General features: G+C 66.9%; 16 protein-coding genes and 2 pseudogenes. 12 read left to right on the top strand and 6 right to left on the bottom strand.

From position 1 onward, the window contains the following. The first annotated feature begins 97 nt into the window (after positions 1 to 97). The 3 genes and pseudogenes from U5S82_05500 (at position 98) to U5S82_05490 (ending at position 1614) form a co-directional block, all read left to right on the top strand. Positions 98 to 247: pseudogene (locus U5S82_05500) on the top strand (arylesterase). 37 nt (positions 248 to 284) lie between these two features. Next, positions 285 to 530, top strand: a complete 246-nt coding sequence (locus tag U5S82_05495; GenBank protein MDZ7751115.1) for a hypothetical protein — start codon at positions 285 to 287, stop codon at positions 528 to 530. A 166-nt stretch (positions 531 to 696) separates the two neighbouring features. Continuing rightward, a complete protein-coding gene (locus U5S82_05490; protein ID MDZ7751114.1) occupies positions 697 to 1614 on the top strand; it encodes an aminopeptidase in 918 nt (305 codons plus the stop codon). A 106-nt stretch (positions 1615 to 1720) separates the two neighbouring features. On the opposite strand, the pseudogene U5S82_05485 reads toward U5S82_05490, so the two are convergent. Together U5S82_05485 and U5S82_05480 are read right to left on the bottom strand one after the other, a co-directional pair. Further along, positions 1721 to 2938, bottom strand: a pseudogene (locus U5S82_05485) (IS110 family transposase). A 695-nt stretch (positions 2939 to 3633) separates the two neighbouring features. Further along, positions 3634 to 3876 (bottom strand): TusE/DsrC/DsvC family sulfur relay protein, encoded by a 243-nt coding sequence (locus tag U5S82_05480; protein ID MDZ7751113.1) that lies wholly within the window; start codon positions 3874 to 3876, stop codon positions 3634 to 3636. Between the two features lie 222 nt (positions 3877 to 4098). On the opposite strand from U5S82_05480, the gene U5S82_05475 reads away from it, so the two are divergent. From U5S82_05475 to U5S82_05435, 9 genes are all read left to right on the top strand, one after another. Beyond that, entirely contained in the window at positions 4099 to 4968 is an 870-nt protein-coding gene (locus U5S82_05475; protein ID MDZ7751112.1) for a LysR family transcriptional regulator, read from the top strand. A gap of 18 nt (positions 4969 to 4986) precedes the next feature. After that, positions 4987 to 5583: a TMEM165/GDT1 family protein gene (locus tag U5S82_05470; GenBank protein ID MDZ7751111.1), complete on the top strand. Its 597-nt coding sequence runs from the start codon at positions 4987 to 4989 to the stop codon at positions 5581 to 5583. Between the two features lie 204 nt (positions 5584 to 5787). Next, entirely contained in the window at positions 5788 to 6660 is an 873-nt protein-coding gene (locus U5S82_05465) for an NAD(P)H-binding protein (GenBank protein ID MDZ7751110.1), read from the top strand. A 13-nt stretch (positions 6661 to 6673) separates the two neighbouring features. Then, positions 6674 to 7240: a pyridoxamine 5'-phosphate oxidase gene (gene pdxH / locus U5S82_05460; GenBank protein ID MDZ7751109.1), complete on the top strand. Its 567-nt coding sequence runs from the start codon at positions 6674 to 6676 to the stop codon at positions 7238 to 7240. A gap of 5 nt (positions 7241 to 7245) precedes the next feature. Continuing rightward, positions 7246 to 7662 carry a secondary thiamine-phosphate synthase enzyme YjbQ gene (locus U5S82_05455; protein ID MDZ7751108.1) on the top strand — a complete coding sequence of 139 codons (417 nt, stop codon included), beginning with the start codon at positions 7246 to 7248 and terminating at the stop codon, positions 7660 to 7662. Positions 7663 to 7867: 205 nt separating this feature from the next. After that, positions 7868 to 8716, top strand: coding sequence for an SDR family oxidoreductase (locus U5S82_05450; GenBank protein ID MDZ7751107.1), 849 nt, complete (start codon positions 7868 to 7870; stop codon positions 8714 to 8716). 31 nt (positions 8717 to 8747) lie between these two features. Continuing rightward, positions 8748 to 9503: an alpha/beta fold hydrolase gene (locus U5S82_05445; protein ID MDZ7751106.1), complete on the top strand. Its 756-nt coding sequence runs from the start codon at positions 8748 to 8750 to the stop codon at positions 9501 to 9503. A 228-nt stretch (positions 9504 to 9731) separates the two neighbouring features. Further along, the gene (locus U5S82_05440) at positions 9732 to 10889 is read left to right on the top strand and encodes a response regulator (protein MDZ7751105.1); all 1158 of its coding nucleotides are present in this window, start codon (positions 9732 to 9734) and stop codon (positions 10887 to 10889) included. A gap of 86 nt (positions 10890 to 10975) precedes the next feature. Continuing rightward, the gene (locus tag U5S82_05435) at positions 10976 to 13537 is read left to right on the top strand and encodes an ATP-binding protein (protein MDZ7751104.1); all 2562 of its coding nucleotides are present in this window, start codon (positions 10976 to 10978) and stop codon (positions 13535 to 13537) included. Between the two features lie 88 nt (positions 13538 to 13625). Here U5S82_05435 and U5S82_05430 read toward each other — a convergent pair whose 3' ends face one another. From U5S82_05430 to U5S82_05415, 4 genes are all read right to left on the bottom strand, one after another. After that, positions 13626 to 14543, bottom strand: a complete 918-nt coding sequence (locus U5S82_05430) for a crotonase/enoyl-CoA hydratase family protein (protein ID MDZ7751103.1) — start codon at positions 14541 to 14543, stop codon at positions 13626 to 13628. A 458-nt stretch (positions 14544 to 15001) separates the two neighbouring features. Further along, complete coding sequence (locus U5S82_05425; GenBank protein MDZ7751102.1) at positions 15002 to 15592, bottom strand: LON peptidase substrate-binding domain-containing protein; 591 nt, start codon at positions 15590 to 15592, stop codon at positions 15002 to 15004. Between the two features lie 75 nt (positions 15593 to 15667). Further along, complete coding sequence (gene mpl / locus U5S82_05420) at positions 15668 to 17035, bottom strand: UDP-N-acetylmuramate:L-alanyl-gamma-D-glutamyl-meso-diaminopimelate ligase (GenBank protein MDZ7751101.1); 1368 nt, start codon at positions 17033 to 17035, stop codon at positions 15668 to 15670. Next, on the bottom strand, positions 17035 to 17550 hold the full coding sequence (locus tag U5S82_05415) for a hypothetical protein (GenBank protein ID MDZ7751100.1): 516 nt from the start codon (positions 17548 to 17550) through the stop codon (positions 17035 to 17037). The genes mpl and U5S82_05415 overlap by 1 nt, the downstream gene beginning before the upstream one ends. Positions 17551 to 17636 lie beyond the last annotated feature (86 nt).

Here is a 17636-nt window from a genome sequence, read left to right as displayed (position 1 = left end):
TCGGGGACAGCCTGAGTTCGGCCTACGGCATCCCGGTGGCCGAGGGCCTGGCTGGCGCGGCTGCAGCGCCGCCTGGAGCGGGAGATGCCCCTACCGGGTGGTGAACGCCAGCATCAGCGGCGACACCACGGGCGGGGGCCTGGCGCGCCTGGACGCCGCCCCGGAACGCCATCGTCCCGCGTGGGTGCTGCTGGAGTTGGGGGGCAACGACGGCCTGCGGGGGATTAGCGCCCGGGTCACCCGGGACAACCTCGAGGCCATGGTGGAACGGGTGCGGGCCGCCGGTGCCGGTCGCTGCTGCTGGGGATCCAGATCCCCCCAACTACGGTCCCGTCTACACGCAGCGCTTCGCCGCCGTCTTCCCCGATGTCGCCGCGGCCCAGGGGGTGCCCCTGGTACCCTTTCTGCTGGAGGGCGTGGCAGACCCGGCCCTCATGCAGGATGACGGCATCCACCCCAGGGCGGCCGGCCAGGGCGCATCCTGGACAACGTGCTCGGCGGTGTTGGCGCCCCTGCTGGACAGGGGGTGATGGCTCGGGCCCTCGGCGCCGTCGCGGTGATGGCCCTGGTGGCGGCCGCGAGCGGATGCGCAAACCTGTCCTACTACGCCCAGTCCGTCGGCGGCCACCTGGACCTGCTGGGCCGCCAGCAGCCCATCCACCGCCTGCTGGCGGAGGACACTGCGGGGACGAACTCTTGCGCGGGCGCCTTTCCACGGTGGCACGGATCCGCGACTCCGCCAGCGCCCGGCTGGCCCTGCCGGACAACCAGAGCTACCGCCGCTACGCCGCCCTCGACCGCCCTTACGTGGTGTGGTCCGTGGTGGCCGCCCCCGAGTTTTCCCTCGAGCCCATGACCTGGTGTTTCCTGTTCGCCGGTTGCGTGAACTACCGTGGCTACTTCGACGAGACGGCGGCCCGGGACTTCGCGGCAGAGTTGAAGGAGCAGGGCCTGGAGGTCCACGTGGGCGGCGTGCCGGCCTACTCCACCCTGGGGTGGCTGGCGGATCCCCTGCCCAGCACCGTCATCCACTGGCCTACTCACCGCCTGGCGGGGCTGATATTTCACGAACTGGCCCATCAGGTCGTCTACGTCGCCGACGACTCCGCCTTCAACGAGGCCTTCGCCACCGCCGTGGAGCGCACGGGCGTAAGGCGCTGGCTGCGAGCCCATGGCACCGAGGATGCGGTGAACTCCTACAGGGAGGAGTTGCAGGCACAGGCCGCCTTCCTGCACCACATCGCCGACTTGCGGGCGGAACTGGCGGAGGATCTCACTCGCGGCGGGCTGCCGGTGCCTGCCCGGCAGCGGGCCAAGGCCGAGGCCCTGGCGGCCTTCACCAGCCGATGGGAGGGCTTCCACGCCGCCGCGGGGCCCCGGGCCGCGGCCTACGAAGGCTGGTTCACGTCTCCCCCTAACAACGCCCGCCTGGCCACCGTGGCCCTCTACCACGACCTCGTACCCGGCTTCGAGGCCCTGCTGCAGGAAGCGGAGGGCGACCTGCCGGCCTTCTACCGCCGGGTGGAGGCCCTGGCCGCCCTCGACCGCCCGGCCCGCCGCGCGCGCCTGAATGCGGCCGCGGGCAGGGTGGCAGGTTGGAACAGCGGGATTTAACAACGGGGTTAACGTGAAAGAACCCGGCCTTTGGGCGAGCGCGATTCTGGCGTGACGCATGCCGGGCGCAAGGAACGTTGGCGGGTTGTCAGGTCTACAGAACGACTCAGGCAGCGATGTAGCCGTGTTTGGCCAGCATCTTCAGCCAGCGAGGCGCGTTGCGGCCGACCATCAGTGCTTCGTAATCGACGGTGCGATCCTGATAGGGTGTCATGTTGGTGAGCATGGCATAGACGATACGCAGCATCTTGTGGGCCAGGGCGATGATGGAGCGCTTGTGTCCCTTACGTATGGACAGGGCGGAGAACTTGTCCTTGAGGGCGCAGCGGGTTCGTGAGGCGGCCTGGGCGAACTCGCACAACAGGCGTCGCACCCAAGCATTGCCCTTGCGCGTGCGTCCGCGCTTGCGTTTGCCGGCACTCTCGTTATTGCCGGGACAGATCCCGACCCAGGAAGCCAGGCGTTCGGCGCTGCCGAAGCTGTCCATGTCGGTGCCGATTTCCACCAGCAGCATGGCGGCGCCCATGCGGTCGATGCCGGGAACGGTTTCCAGCAGGCTCATCTGCGCCTCCCAGGGGGCAAGGCCGTCGAGCAGTTCCTGTGCGAAGCGGGCCATCGTGGCTTCCAGGTACTCGATATGCGCCATGATCTCGTTGAGCACGAAGCGGTGCTTTGCGCTGAGTTCTTCCGGTTGCAGGGCTTCGAACAGATCCTCACGCGCTGGCCCGCAGGCGTCCGGCGCGATTGAGGATGGCATCGATGGGCGCATCGGCCAGCAGGGCCTTGACCATGGCCCGTGCCAGCCTGCCCATGCAAATCGGAGACCAGCACATTCAGGCGGATCCCGGCATCGGCCAGCACCTTGTGTAGCCGGTTCTTCTCCGCGGCCAGCATTCCACCCAACTTCTGGTGCTGCCTGGGAGATCAGGCGCAGGTGACGGATGTCGGCCGGAGGAATGAACGAGGCCCGCACCAGGCCCGCCCGCGCCAGCGTAGCCAGCCACTGGGCATCGGAGATGTCCGTCTTGCGGCCGGGCACGTTCTTGACATGACGGGCATTGACCACCCAGGCCGCGATGCCTACTCGCTCCAATGCCGCATAGGGGCTCTTCCAGTAAATCCCCGTGCTTTCCATGACAACGATGTCCGGGGCGAACCCGTGTGCCCACTCTGCCAGCGCCCGACGCTCCCGCTTGAAGCCACCAAACTCGCGTTGTTCCACTGCCACACTGCCATCGGCTTGCTCGGTCAGGGCGCAGGCCGTGATCTTGTTCTGGTGCACATCCAGACCGATGACCCGCTGGTGAATCGGGGTGATGTCCATGCTGACCTCCTGAGGCTGACGCACTATCATTGATGATGTGCTGTCGCCAAGGGCGCCGCCATTCAACGGCCTGTCGGAAACCGACGGCTCTTTTTAGCGTGCGCTGTCCATGACCGCTTCAGGCCATGCCAAGCAATCTGGGGTACGAGTGAATGGTGGCGGGTCGAGTTAACTTGCGCGGTCTAGCGCCATCAGAAAGTATCGCGACCTCTGCCCACGGCGACGGCACCCCGTATCATCTTTCATTATCGGGGGTGCCTCACAGATGCATGAGAGTTATCTTTCATTATCGGGTGCCTCACAGATGCATGAGAGTTAACGTGAAAGTCGCGAAGCACGTACTCCCCCTCTCCCTCTTGGACAAATCCGTCGGGAACGGATTTGGACGCGCCTTGGCGCGGCCCGCAGGGCGAAGGGCAGGATGCCCGGAGTTGCGGATGGGGTGAGGGAACGAACATGGCGATACGCGCTCCTCTTTCATTATTTCGGTGGCGCGTATCGCCATGAAGTTAACTACGAAATACGCAAAAGTTTTATTGAAGCAGTTACTCGCTCCTCTGCAGCACCAGCTAACGAGCGCCACGGACCTTCCCGGAGACAAAACTCAGAGTAAGTAGAGTTTTTTCGCGCCGTTCGGTGCGTCTTCGTAGTTTGAAAGGCTTTTCGCTTTAAAGGCTCTTCTGCTCCCGGGCAGCTTACACGTCCAGCATGAGTTTGCGGGGCTTGCGCATGCCGGCGATCTTGCAGGCCTGCTGGCCGTAGCCGTAAGGGAAGAGCCGGTACGGGTCCCTGCGGGTGGCCTTCTCGGCCCCCCATTCGGACTTGAGGTGCTTGAGCAGGGTGCGGGCCTCGGGTACCGATGACTGTCGCTCCCAGTAATCGCGGATGTAGTTCACGATGGCCCAGCGCTCGGAATCCAACTCCAGGTCCTCCTCCACCGCCAGGGCCTCGGCCAGTTCGGGGGTCCGCGGAATCGGGAATCGATCAGGAAGCCTTCCTCGTCACGCTCCAGGGGTATGTCGCCGACTGCCATATCCATCAGTAGGTGCCTTTTTCGGTTGGTATTCCAAGTAACAACATTAGGGAGTCCTGTTGAATTAGTAAAACGAGAATATTTCGTTTTTAATATCGATTTATTAAATAATTCAGGGGATGCCCTATTGGACCTCGAACTCGCCCGGACCTTTCTGGCCGTGAGGGATGCCGGCAACTTCGTCGCCGCCGCCGACCGGCTCCATGTCACCCAGTCCACCGTCAGCACCCGTATCGGCTCCCTGGAGTCCATCCTGGGGGCCCGGCTCTTCGAGCGCGGCCGCGGCGGCGCCCGCCTGACCGCCGCGGGGCACCGCTTCTCGCGCCATGCCAAGATGCTCATGCGTACCATGGAGCAGGCCCGTCACGAGGTGGGGCTGCCCGCCGGCTACGAGGGCAGCCTCACCCTGGGGGGACGTATCGCGCTGTGGGAGGGCTTGCTGCCGCGGTGGATCCACTGGTTGCGGGAGCAGGCGCCGCGGGTCTCCGTGCGTATGGAGATCGGCTTCGAGCAGGACCTCATGGACAGCCTCATCCAGGGCACCATGGACATCGCCACCATGTACACGCCCCAGCACCGCCCGGGGCTGCGGGTGGAGCACCTGTTCGACGAGTCCCTGGTGCTGGTGACCAGCGATGTGGGAACGCCCTGGCCCGACCCCGGTTACGTCTATATCGACTGGGGGCCCGAGTTCCATGCCCAGCACCGTGAGGCCTATCCGGCCATGGAACAGCCGGGGCTGGTGGCCAATATCGGCTGGCTCGGCATCGGTCATATCCTCGCCTACGGGGGCTCGGGGTATTTCCCGTCGCGCATCACCCAGGACCTGGTGGCGGCGGGCCGGCTGCAGCGTGTCCCCGGCAGTCCCGTGTTCCGCCTGCCCACCTACGCGGTCTACCATACGGTGGATGCCGAACCCTATTTCCGCACCGCCCTCGAGGGCCTGCGTCGCCTCGCCCTCGAGGAGCGAGAAAAGGCGCCGCCAGCGGGCGCCTGAAGGCCGGCCCGACCTCCCATGAGTGCCCTTGACATCCTCTCGGTGGCCTCTTCGGCCTTCGCCCTCGTCGGCCTGGCGGAGATCGGCGACAAGAGCCAGCTGGTGTGCATCAGCCTGGCGGCCCGCCACCGCCACTGGCCGGTGCTGCTGGGGGCCTCGGCGGCCTTCCTGCTGCTCAACGCCCTGGCCGTGCTGTTCGGTGCCGGGGTGGCCGTCTGGTTGCCGGAGCGGGCGGTGGCGGGACTGGTGGCCCTGCTGTTCGCCGTGTTCGGTATTCAGGCGCTGCGGGCCTCGGCCGAGGCCGAGGTGGTGGAGCCGGTGGCGGCCTCCGGCCGCGGCATCTTCGCCACCACCTTCGCCCTCGTCTTCGTGGCGGAATTCGGCGACAAGACCCAGCTCGCCGTGGCGGGACTGGCCGGCGGCTTCGACCCCCTGGGGGTGTGGCTGGGGGCGTCGGCGGCCCTGGTTACCCTGTCCGCCCTCGGAGTGTGGGCGGGCTGCACCCTGTTCCAGCGCCTGCCCCTGACCTGGCTGCATCGGGCGGGTGGGGGCCTGTTCCTCGCCTTCGCCCTGCTGGCCGCCGGGCGGGCCCTGGGGTGGTCCGTCAGCCCTTGATCCTGCTCAAGGTAAGGGTCGCGGGATTATCCGAGCATGACAGTGAGGCTTGGAACAGGAGGGTTGCCCCATGCTGAGAGTACATGTGTATTAGAATCCGCGTGGCGATCCATGGTCCCTGGTGCTGCGGGGAGCGGTTGGGCCGGGATGGAATGAAGGCAATCATGTTTCCGGGGGCCGGGAGCCGGGGGGAGAAAGGCGATTATGGCGAGGGTGTTGATCGCGGGTTGCGGGGACGTGGGCACGGCCCTCGGCCGGCAGCTTGCAGGGCGCGGCGATACGGTGTTCGGGCTGCGGCGCAGCGCCGTCGACCTGGGGCCCGGCATCACGCCGGTGCAGGCTGACCTGACGCGGCCGGAGACCCTGGCGGGGCTTCCCGGCGGGCTCGACCAGGTGGTCTACGCGGCGGCCGCGGACGGCCGCACGGAGGCGGCCTATGAGGCCGCCTACCCCGGCGGGCTGGCCAACCTGGTGGCGGTTCTGACGGCCCGCCGAGAATCTCTGCAGCGGTTGGTCTTCGTCTCCAGCACCGCCGTCTACGCCCAGGATGACGGCGAGTGGGTGGACGAGACGGCGGCCACCTCGCCTGGCCATTTCACCGGTCGCAACCAGTTGGCGGCCGAGGCGGTGGCGCGGGATGCGCCGTGGCCGGCCATCGCCGTGCGTTTCGGCGGCATCTATGGCCCGGGCCGGCGCTGGCTGCTGGCACGGGTGGAGCGCGGGGAGCCCTGTGCCCCGGGGCTTTACACCAACCGCATACATCGCGACGATGGCGCGGGGGTCCTGGCCCACCTGCTGGCCCTCGAAGCGCCGGAGCCCGTCTACGTGGCGGTGGACGACGCGCCGGCGCCCCAGTGCGAGGTCATGGACTGGCTGGCCTGGCGCCTCGGGCGGCCGGCGCCGCCCCGGACCCATGGTGGCACGGCCCATGGTGGCGCGGCCGCTGGCGGCACGGCGAGTGGCAAGCGCTGCAGCAATCGACGCCTCGAGGCGTCGGGCTATCAATTCATCCATCCCGATTACCGGGCAGGCTACGGGGCCATGCTGGCCCACGAGGAGCAGACAAGGCGTGACTGATTACCACAGTGAGATCCTTCATCGTTTCGGTGGCCTGCTCGAGCGGGCGCGGGCGACCGATCTGCCGGAACCCACGGCCATGACCCTGGCCACCGTGGGCAGCGATGGCCTCCCCAGCGCCCGCACGGTGTTGCTCAAGGGCTTCGATGCCGATGGCTTCGTGTTCTACACCAACACTACCAGTCGCAAGGGGCGGGAGCTGCGGGACAATCCCAATGCCGCCCTGTGTTTCTACTGGCAGCCCCTCGGCGAGCAGGTCCACGTCGAGGGTATGGTGCACCCCGTGACGGCGGCCGAGGCCGACGTCTACTTCGCCACCCGGCCGCGGGAGAGCCAGGTGGGGGCCTGGGCCTCTCATCAGTCCGAGCCCCTGGCCGACCGTGAGGAGTTGCTGGCGCGGGTGGCGGCGGTACGCGCCCGCTACGAGGACCAGGAGGTGCCGCGGCCGCCCCACTGGTCGGGTTATCGCCTGGTGCCGGAGCGGGTGGAATTCTGGACCGCCGGCGAGTTCCGGCTCCACCATCGGGTGGAATACAGGAACGCGCAGGGTGAGTGGTCCAAGACCCTGCTGAACCCCTGATCGGCATGTGGGTGCAGGAAGTCATCACAGTTCCTACCGGCGGCCGCGACACCGTGGACATCACCGGCCGGGTGGACGACGTGGTGATGGCCAGCGGCGTCCGCACCGGCCTGTGCCATGTGTTCATCCAGCACACCAGCGCCTCCCTGATGTTGTGCGAGAACGCCGATCCCACGGTGCGCCGCGACCTGGAGGCCTTCATGGCCCGGCTGGTGACCGACGGCGACCCCCTGTTCCGGCATACCGCCGAAGGCCCCGACGACATGGCCGCCCACGTGCGCACGGTGCTCACCCAGTCGGGCCTCAGCCTGCCCGTCACGGATGGCCGGTGCGGTCTCGGCACCTGGCAGGGGATCTACCTGTGGGAGCACCGCCACGCCGCCCACCGCCGCCGCGTCACCGTGACGGTCCACGGCGAGTAGCCGGAGGGTATGGTGAGATCAGAAAAAAGCGAGTTCTCGCGGAGACGCTAAGTGCGCAAAGGGCTTGCATTGAAGTGGCACCGGCGGGTGACCGATGACCGGGTGCAGGTGACCGGTCAGCCCTGCATCTATCCATGTTGTTTCTTGGGCTTGGCGACTTGGCGAGATCCATTTCCCCCTGGCGCCCGGCGCCCCGGGACCTGAGATGCCCGGGCGTCCCGTGCTCATTACCGGCTGCTCCTCGGGCATCGGCTATCACGCCGCCCGGGGCCTGCGGGAGCGGGGCTACCGGGTGTTCGCGACGGCGCGCCGGGCCCGGGACGTGGAGCGCCTGGCGGCGGAAGGCTTCGAGTCCCTGTGGCTGGACGTACGGGACGAGGACTCCATCGCCCGCGCCCTGGAGGATATCCTGGACAGGACCGGCGGCGAACTCTACGGCCTGTTCAACAACGCCGGCTTCGGCCAGCCGGGGGCGGTGGAGGACCTGTCCCTGGAGGCCCTGCGGGAGCAGTTCGACACCAATGTCTTCGGCGCCCACGAGGTGACGCGCCAGGTGATACCCGTGATGCGCCGCCGGGGCGGCGGGCGCATCGTCCAGAACAGCTCGGTGCTCGGCTTCGTCAGCCTGCGTTACCGCGGCGCCTACAACGCCAGCAAGCATGCCCTCGAGGGGCTGTCGGACACCCTGCGCCTCGAACTCGCCGGTACCGGTATCCATGTCAGCATCATCGAGCCGGGGCCCATCACCAGCCGCTTTCGGGACAACGCCCATGCCGCGTACCGGCGTCATATCGACGCCGAGCGCAGCGCCCACCGGCAGGTCTACGAGGCCATGGAACGGCGTCTCACCACGCCGGGTCCGGCGGCGCCCTTCACCCAGTCGCCGGAGGCGGTGTTGCGGCGCCTCGTCCATGCCCTGGAGAGCCCGCGGCCGCGGGTCCGTTACTACGTGACCTTCCCCACTCATCTGTTCGCCGCCCTCAAGCGGATCCTGCCCCACCGCGCCCTGGACCGGGTGCTGCAACGGGTGTCGGATCGGGAGGGGGACCGCTGAAGGGGATGCCCGCCGCCGGAGCCCCGCCGCCATGAAGACCCTGCTCCTGGTGGCCCTGCTGATCTATGGGGCGGCGGCCGGCTATCTGTACCTGTTCCAGCGCAGTTACATCTATTTTCCCGCGCTCACCCGGCCGGCTGCCCTCGACACCAACCTGGAGCTGGTCCGCGACGGCGTCACCCTCAGGGGTTGGCGCCTGCAGCCCGGGCACGACGAGGCCTTCGTCTACTTCGGTGGTAACGCCGAGCGCATCGAGTACAACATCCCCGAGTTCGAGGCCCTGCTGCCGCGGCACACTATATATATGCTGGCCTACCGGGGTTACGGCGACAGCGGGGGCTCTCCCACCGAGGAGGCTCTGGTGCGGGATGCCCTGGCCCTCTACGACCGGGTGGCCGGCGATCATGAACGGGTGGCGGTGATGGGACGCAGCCTGGGCAGCGCGGTGGCCGTGGCGGTGGCCGCCCGCCGGCCGGTGGCGCGGCTGGCACTGATCACCCCCTTCGACAGCCTGGTCACCGTTGGGGCCGGTGCCTTTCCTCTGTTCCCGGTGGGGCTGTTGCTCAAGGATCGCTATGCTGCGGTGAAAGAGGCCCCGGCGGTGACCGCCGACACCCTGATCCTCCATGCCGCAAGGGACGAGATCATTCCCGCCGCCGGCGTCCGGCGCCTGGTGGACGCCTTCCCGGCGGAGCGCCTCGAGGTGGTGGAGATTCCGGGCACCGGACACAACGATATCGCTGCCCAGCCGGCCTATTACGCCGCCCTGGCCGCTTTTCTGAACTAACCTCAAAGGGCGGAACACTCGAAGTTTCAATGCCTTTGCCGCCTTCGTGGTGAGCGCCGGGCGGCGCGCCGAGATGGCGGTTTTCCCGGCCCCCGGCGGTGGTGTCCGGATGGTCACGGGGGCCGAATTTGGCGCGCCCTGCGATTCCCGCCCCGAAAGAGGTTAAACTTTATACGTTTTCAGCCGTTTAAGGTTTTCCAGCCACAGCCAATCGAGGCGGGGTACTCCATGACTTTAACCGCGGAGAAACTACGTTCCCATTCTCCGGGTCACAAGGACGGTGGCGGGAACGGAACTAATCCTGCCGGCCAGCGCAAGCGCCCGGTGCGGGTGCTGGTGCTCGACGATCAGTACACCGGTCGCAAGATCCTCGAGGAACTGGTGTCCAGCGTGGAGCCCGGGGTCACGGTCAAGAGCTTCTCCAATCCCTACGAGGCCCTGGAGGATGCGACGCAGCATGTCCCCGACCTGGTGCTGACGGATTACAAGATGCCCATCATGGACGGCGTGGAGTTCACCCGTCGCTTCCGTCAGATCGGCGCTTGCGCCGACGTGCCGCTGGTGGTGGTGACGGTGGTGAGCGAGCGCCGCGTGCGCTACCAGGCCCTGGAGGCCGGTGCCACCGATTTTCTCACCCGCCCGGTGGACCATCACGAGTGCCAGGCCCGCTGTCGTAACCTCATCACCCTGCGTCGCCAACAGATGATCATCCGTGACCGCGCCGCCTGGCTCGAACAGCAGGTGGCCGTGGCCACCCGCCAGATCCGCACCCGTGAGGAAGAGACCCTGCTGCGACTAGCGAAGGCGGGGGAGTATCGTGACGAAGGCACGGGCAACCACATTCTGCGCATCGCCCGCTATTCCCGTCTGTTGGCGGAAGAGCTGCATCTGTCTGCGGCCGAGGTGGACGAGATCGAGTTGGCCGCCCCGATGCACGACATCGGTAAGATCGGTATTCCCGATGCGGTGCTGCTCAAGCCCGGGCGCCTCACCCCCGAGGAGCGGGCGGTGATGGAGACCCATGCCCAGATCGGCTACGAGATCCTCAAGGACAGCCCCTCCGTCTATCTGCGCCAGGGCGCCATCATCGCCCTGGGGCATCACGAGAATTACGACGGCAGCGGCTATCCCGGGGGCCTCGAGGGCGCCGAGATCCCGGTGGCGGCGCGTATCGTCGCCGTGGCGGACGTGTTCGACGCCCTGGTGTCGGAACGGCCCTACAAGCGGGCCTGGCCCTTCGACGAGGCCCTCGGCTTCATCAAGCAGCAGTCCGGCAGCAAGTTCGACCCGGCGGTGGCCGAGGCCTTCCTGTGGCGCCAGGATTCGGTGAGGGACATCTTCGAGAGGCTGAGCGATAGTGACTTGAAGGATCAGGGACGGGACTGAAGGGACGGGACTGATATGAGGGAAGTGAAAGGCGGGCAGGGATACGCGATGGTAGTTGCCGGTATTTGCTGCCCCGGGTGGGCGTCATGAAGCGGCTGGTGAACATGCTCAAGGGATTCATCCCCCGGCCCGAGGCGGGTCGTTCGGAGAAGCTGGCGGAGGGTGAGCGCGAGCAGGCCGTCATCCGCGTGGCCATCACCCTAGTGGTGCTGATCTATCTGGCCTACACCTACAGCTCCGCCGCCGCCGATGCCGGGCACCTGCTCACCACCACCCTGGTGGGTGCCTATCTGATGGTGGGTTTCGTGGTGCTGGCGAGCTTTCGGCGCTGGCCGCGGCCCTCCCACGTGCGCCGGGTCATCACCCTCACCACCGATCTCTCCATCACTACCTTCGCCATGTACCAGGCGGGGGAACTGGGGGCGCCCTTTTTCACGGTCACCCTGTGGGTGACCATCGGCAATGGCGTGCGCTACGGGGTCAAATACCTCTATTTCGGTACCCTCCTGGGGGCCGTCGGCTTCGCCCTGGTGATGTGGCAGAGCCCCTTCTGGGGCAGCCATTCCGCCATCAGCTGGGGGATCCTGGTGGCCCTGGTGGTGATTCCGGTGTTCGTGTCGTCCCTGCTCGACAAGTTGAAGCGCGCCAAGGCCGAGGCCGAGGCCGCCAACGTGGCGAAGAGTCAGTTTCTGGCCAACATGAGCCATGAGATCCGCACCCCCCTGACGGGCATCATCGGCATGGCCAATCTCATCCAGGACGCGCCCCTGGATCGCGATACCGCCGAGCACGTGCGTACCATCGATGCCTCGGCCCGCACCCTGTTGAACCTGCTCAACGACGTCCTCGATTTTTCCAAGATCGAGTCCGACAAGATCATGGTGGAGACCCTCGATCTCGACCTCCACGAGCTCATCAACAGCATCGTGCTGTCCACCCACAGCCAGGCCGAGGCCAAGGGCATCCGCCTGTTCAGCCACATCCATCCGGATGTGCCCTACGCCCTGCGGGGCGACCCCCTGCGCCTGCGCCAGATCCTGCTCAACCTGTTGGGCAATGCCATCAAGTTCACCGAAGAGGGCTACGTGGACCTGCGAGTGACCTCGGTGACGTCCGATGCCACCACGGCGCGGCTGCGTTTCGAGGTGGCGGATACCGGGATCGGCATCTCCGAGGACGCCCAGCAGCGCATCTTCGAGCGCTTCACCCAGGCCGATGCCTCCACCACTCGCAGCTACGGTGGCAGCGGCCTCGGCACTACCATCTCCCGCCACCTGGTGGAACTCATGGGGGGGGCCATGGGCCTCCACAGCGAGCTGGGGCGGGGCACGAATTTCTGGTTCGAGGTACCCCTGCAGCGCCAGACCGGCGGCGGCGACGCGGAGCAGGAGTCGGTGTTCGACGGTCGTCAGGCCCTGCTGGTGTCAAAGGGCGGTGTCTGGCACGGGCAGCTGGCGGAGATGCTGGCAGGGTGGGGGGTGCGTCTCACCATCGTTCAGACCTCCGCCCAGGCCTTCGCCACCCTGGTGTCGGCAGCACGTCAGGGTACCGCCTATCAGGTGGTGCTGGTGGACGGCACCTCGGGGGACCTGGAGCCCGGCCAGTTCGCCGCCACCACGGCCGCGGAACCCGCCCTGAAGCACTCGCCCCTGGTGCTGGTGCGGGACCAGCAGCGGGCGGCAGACCGGGGTAGCCTGCTCAAGGGCTACCGCAGCGTCATTCACCTGCCCCTGAACAAGCCCCAGGTATTCAATGCCGTCCACGCCGTGTTCGTCACTACGCCGGTATCGGAGAGCGTGGCCAGCCTGGCGGCCCGTTACGGCGTGCACGACAACCAGCCGGTGCTGGAGATCCTGGTGGCGGACGACAACCAGACCAACCAGAAGGTGATCCGCGCCATCCTCGAGAAGGCCGGCCACCGGGTCTTCCTGGTGAACGACGGCGAGGCCGCCCTAGACGCCCTGGAGGAGAGCGAGTTCGATGTGGTGATCGTGGATCTGCAGATGCCCAAGCTGGGGGGGCTGGACGTGATGAGGGCCTATCGTTTCGGCATGGGGATCGGCCGGGAGTTGCCCTTCATCGTGCTGTCGGCGAACACCACGGCGGTGGCCCAGCGGGAGTGCCATGATGCCGGTGTGGATGCCTACCTGACCAAACCCATCGATATCGAGGCCCTGCTGTCGACGGTGGCGAGGCTGGGGATGGCCGCCGGGACGTCGACCCCGGTGGTTCACGACCTCAGGCAGGTGGAGCAGGGGGAGGAACACCTGGACGAGTCGGTGCTCGAGGCCCTGGCCGCCATCAGCAACGACGCCGGGTTCCTCGATGATCTCATCGCCGGCTTCCTGGAGGATGCCCGTGGCGCCCTGGACGCCATCGCGGCGGCCATCGCCCGCCGCGACCACGATGGCTACCGCGACAACGCCCACGCCCTGGAGGGTTCGGCCAGCAGTGTCGGTGCCAACTCCCTGTACCACCTGGCCAGGCTTGCCTCCCGCGCCGATGATGCGGCCCTGGCCCATGACGGCGCCGCCATGCGCGAACGCATGGTCCGGGAACTGGAGCAGACCGAGGGGGTTCTCGAGGCCTATCTGGCGGGCCGGAGCGGGGCCGAGAATGACGTCAAGGGTAAGGAAACCCCTAACTGACATCCATGCCGCCCCGAAGTCCACGGCGCGTCAGGGCCCTGGGCGGTACATCCCTGTATCCGCTCCATGGGCCGCGCCTACATCCCTTTCAGGCGGATACCGCCTGTACGCGGGCCGAGGCCTGTTTTTCCATGCGTTTCTCCTGGGCCTTCACCAGCCGTGCCATCATGCGCTGGTCCTTGTCCGTCAGAGACAGGGCCGATTCCACCCACAGGTCGGCGATGTCCAGCAGTTCCTGCTTGGTGATGGGATGCACCCGCTCGCGCATCTTCAGCAGGGCGCGCCGGGTGGTGGCCGTACGGCGGTCATTGTGGATGAAACGGCGCAGTGCCTCGCGGCCCTCGCCGGGTTCGGCAAGGTGGTCGATCACCCCCATCTCATGGAGTTCCTCGGCATGGTACATGCGCCCGCTCATGATCATGCGTTCCACCAGGGCGGGGGCCAGGCGACGGCTCAGGAAGCTGTAGGCCCCCATGCCGGGGAACATGTTGAACACCACCTCGGGAAAGCCGATCTGGGCATGTCGCTCGGCGATGATGACATCGCTGGACAGCGCGGCCTCGAAGGCGGCGCCGAGCGCGGTGCCCTCGATCAGGGCCACCGTGGTGACCGGCAGGTGGAGATTCACCAGGTTGGTGTGCAATACGTCGATACTGAGATGGGCGTAGTGCCTGAGGGTCTGCTCGTCAGCCGCGCCTATGCAACGCAGGAAGAACTGGAGGTCGCCGCCGAGGTTGAATACCTCCGGTACCGAGGAGGTGTGGACGAGGTAGTCCACCGGCGCATCCTCTCCGTGGTCCATGGCCTCGGTGACGGCGACCGCCAGGGCGGTCTGAAATGCGTTGAGGTCCCGCAACAGGGCAGGGGTGAAGCTGGGCCGGCCCCGGGGGGTCATGGAGAACTCGACAATGCGGCGCTCCACGTCGTGGTGGGTGGTGAGTTCGTCGAACTGCCAGTTGAAGGGCAGGTAGTGGTCATGGGGCAACTGCTGGATCTGGTGTTTCATCGGGGTCAAGCCTCCTCGCGTCGAAGCGGGTATTGGGGCCGGTCTAATACCGGTTCCCGGGAGCATAATGTTTCAATCTGACACTCTGCTTATGGTTGCCGGCCCGGGGGCCGGCGGGTATCTACGCGCCCTTTGAGGGTAGCTTGCCGGGGGGAGTCATGCCGCGCCCTCCTGCATGCCGTACTTGGTGATCATCCGCGGACGACCAAAGGGATGACAGCGATGAATGGCCGCGATCGCCCCCTGGCCCTCCTTGGTCACCCGGGAGGCCGTGGGGTACCTCCGGCCGTACGTTACGCCCTCGGGTTTACCCTAAACCACAAGGGCACCCTGTTGCATCTTGCGTGTTTTTCATTTACCCGCAATGGCATGGCGCGAGGAAGCGCCATCACGGCGGAAATGGTGAAGTGGCCCTCGTCGCGGGCCGGGGGATGGTCGGGCGGGCGCTCTGCCCGGCCTCAGAACTGGATGTTCATGCGATCCATGATCACGCGCAGGCGCGCCAGGCGTTCCATGGGTTCGTGGGTTTCCAGAAGCTGCTGTTTCTCCTCGAGGGGCATGGGCAGCAATTCCGCCAGGCGGTTGCTGACCCAACCGGCATCGCCGTACTTGATGGTGAGGCCCTGGAACAGGTCCGGGACCTGCTTGATCAACTGGCGCAGCAGATCCGTCAGGGGAATGTATTCCGCCGGCAGGTCGATGGGCGGCTCGTTGTCGACGAGTTCCACGTCGGCCTCCATGAGGCGGTTGGGGCGCAGCCGGCGGGAGATGATTCGAAAGCGCTGGATGCCGGTGGCGGTGATCCCCAGGAGGCCATCGTTACGCTGGTGCCAGTCGGTGATGTGGGCGAGGGTACCCTGTTCGTTTATCTCCGGGGCCGCCCCCACCTCCGTGCCGCTCACGATGAGGCACACGCCGAATCCCGTGCCCGCCCTCAGGCATTCGCTCACCATCTCCAGGTAGCGTGGCTCGAAGATGCGCAGCGGCAGCGGTCCCTCCGGGAACAGCACCGTATTGAGCGGGAAAATGGGGATCAGGTTTTCCGCCATGGGTGTTCATTCCTGTTGAGGCATCGCCAGTATTGCAGGGCGTGGTCGCGGGTGGGGCAACGCCATCGGCATCGTTCAGGCTTTGTCATGATGCCGCTCCAGGGCATTCATGAGGCGCTGGTGGATGCCCTCGAAGGCACCATTGCTCATGATCAGCACGCTGTCGCCGGGGCGCGCCTCGGCGACGCAGTAGTCGATGATGGCGTCCACCGTGGCCAGTACCCTGGCCTTGGCGCCGAGGGGGGCCAGGGCCTCGCCGAGGTCCCATTCCATGGCCGGCCCCTGCAGCGCCGCCACGACATCGGCGGCGGCCAGGGCGGGGCCCAGTGTAGCGCGGTGTACGCCCATGCGCATGGTGTTGGAGCGAGGCTCGAGCACGGCGATGACGCGGCCCTCGGGGCGCAGCCGGGCCAGGGCCTCGATGGTCAGGCGGATGGCGGTGGGGTGGTGGGCGAAGTCGTCGTAGACGGCGATACCGGCCGGCCGGCCCCGCAGTTCCAGGCGCCGCTTGACGTTGCGGAAATCGCCCAGGGCGGCGCAGCCTGCGGCCAGGGGTACGCCGGCGTGGCGGGCCGCCGCCAGGGCCGCCAGGGCGTTGTCCATGTTGTGGTGGCCCGCCAGTTCCCAGTGCACCGTGCCCTCGTGGCGGCCCGCCACCATGACCCGGAAGTGGCTGCCGTCCGCGTCGATGGCCTCGGCCGTCCACTCGTGGGCCGAGCCGAAGCGCAGTTGCGGGGTCCAACAGCCCATGGCCAGGGTGTCGTCCAGGGCCGGGCTGTCATGGGGGCGGATGATCAGGCCCTCACCCGGCACCGTGCGCACCAGATGATGAAACTGGCGCTGGATCGCCTCCAGATCCGGGAAGATGTCGGCGTGATCGAACTCGAGATTGTTGAGCACCGCGGTGCGCGGGCGGTAGTGCACGAACTTGGAGCGCTTATCGAAGAACGCCGTGTCGTACTCGTCGGCCTCCACCACGAAGAAGGTGCCGCCACCCACCCGCGCCGACACGCCGAAGTTCTCCGGCACGCCGCCGATGAGAAAGCCGGGTTCGAGGCCGGCGGCTTCGAGGATCCACGCCAGCATGCTGCTGGTGGTGGTCTTGCCGTGGGTGCCGGCCACCGCCAGCACCCAGCGCTCCCGCAGCAGGTGCCGGGCCAGCCATTGCGGCCCCGAGGTGTAGTCCAGGCCGCGGTTGAGCATGGACTCCACCGCCTCGTTGCCCCGCGACAGGGCATTGCCCACCACCACCTGGTCGGGCGCGGGATCCAGGTGGGCCGGTTCGAAGCCCTGCATCACCTCGATGCCCTCGCGGGCGAGCATGTCGCTCATGGGGGGATAGACGTTCGCGTCCGAGCCGCTGACCCGGTGGCCCATGGCCCGGGCCAGCAGGGCCACGCCGCCCATGAAGGTGCCGCAGATGCCGAGGATGTGGATGTGCATCAGGCGGGCACGGGAAACAGGCTCGCGTGGATCTGTGCGGACACCCAATAGAACACCACGGCGATGACTAGGCCGAGAAAGAAGTGGGTGGACAGGGCGCGGCGCAGGATGTGAGCGGTGACCACCACGCTCCAGATGAGGATGAGAAACAGCAGCAGGGTGGGCGTACCCCAGCCCGCACCGGACTCACGGGCGGCGTAGAACCACCAGTTGGGCACCAGGGCGATAAAGGTCAGCAGGGCGCCGCTGCCGGCCAGGGCCGTCAGGGTCTGATGGAAACGCCCCGCCAGCTTATGGATCTGCAGCACGGCCAGGGTGAGGCCGGCCAACACCAGGGTGCCCGTGATCCCCGCCAGCAACGCCGTACCGAGGGGATAGACGGCGAGCGAGATCAGCACCACGGCGACGGCATGGAGGCCCAGCATCAGATAGAGCAGGAAATCCGATGCGGGCAGGTCCTCCGGACCCAGGCGCAACAGACACAGGGCCCAGAAGGTGTGGATGAGGGTTAGCATGACGGGGGGCCTGATGCCGATATGGGACGGATGGAAGACACGTCCCAATCATAACGAATTCGGCGCGTTCTTTCGGCATTCATCGT

The sequence above is a fragment of the Gammaproteobacteria bacterium genome (genome assembly GCA_034522055.1).
Taxonomy (GTDB): domain Bacteria; phylum Pseudomonadota; class Gammaproteobacteria; order JAABTG01; family JAABTG01; genus JAABTG01.
Note: the sequence above shows the minus strand (reverse complement) of the source record. Positions and strands in the feature narration are given on the sequence as shown.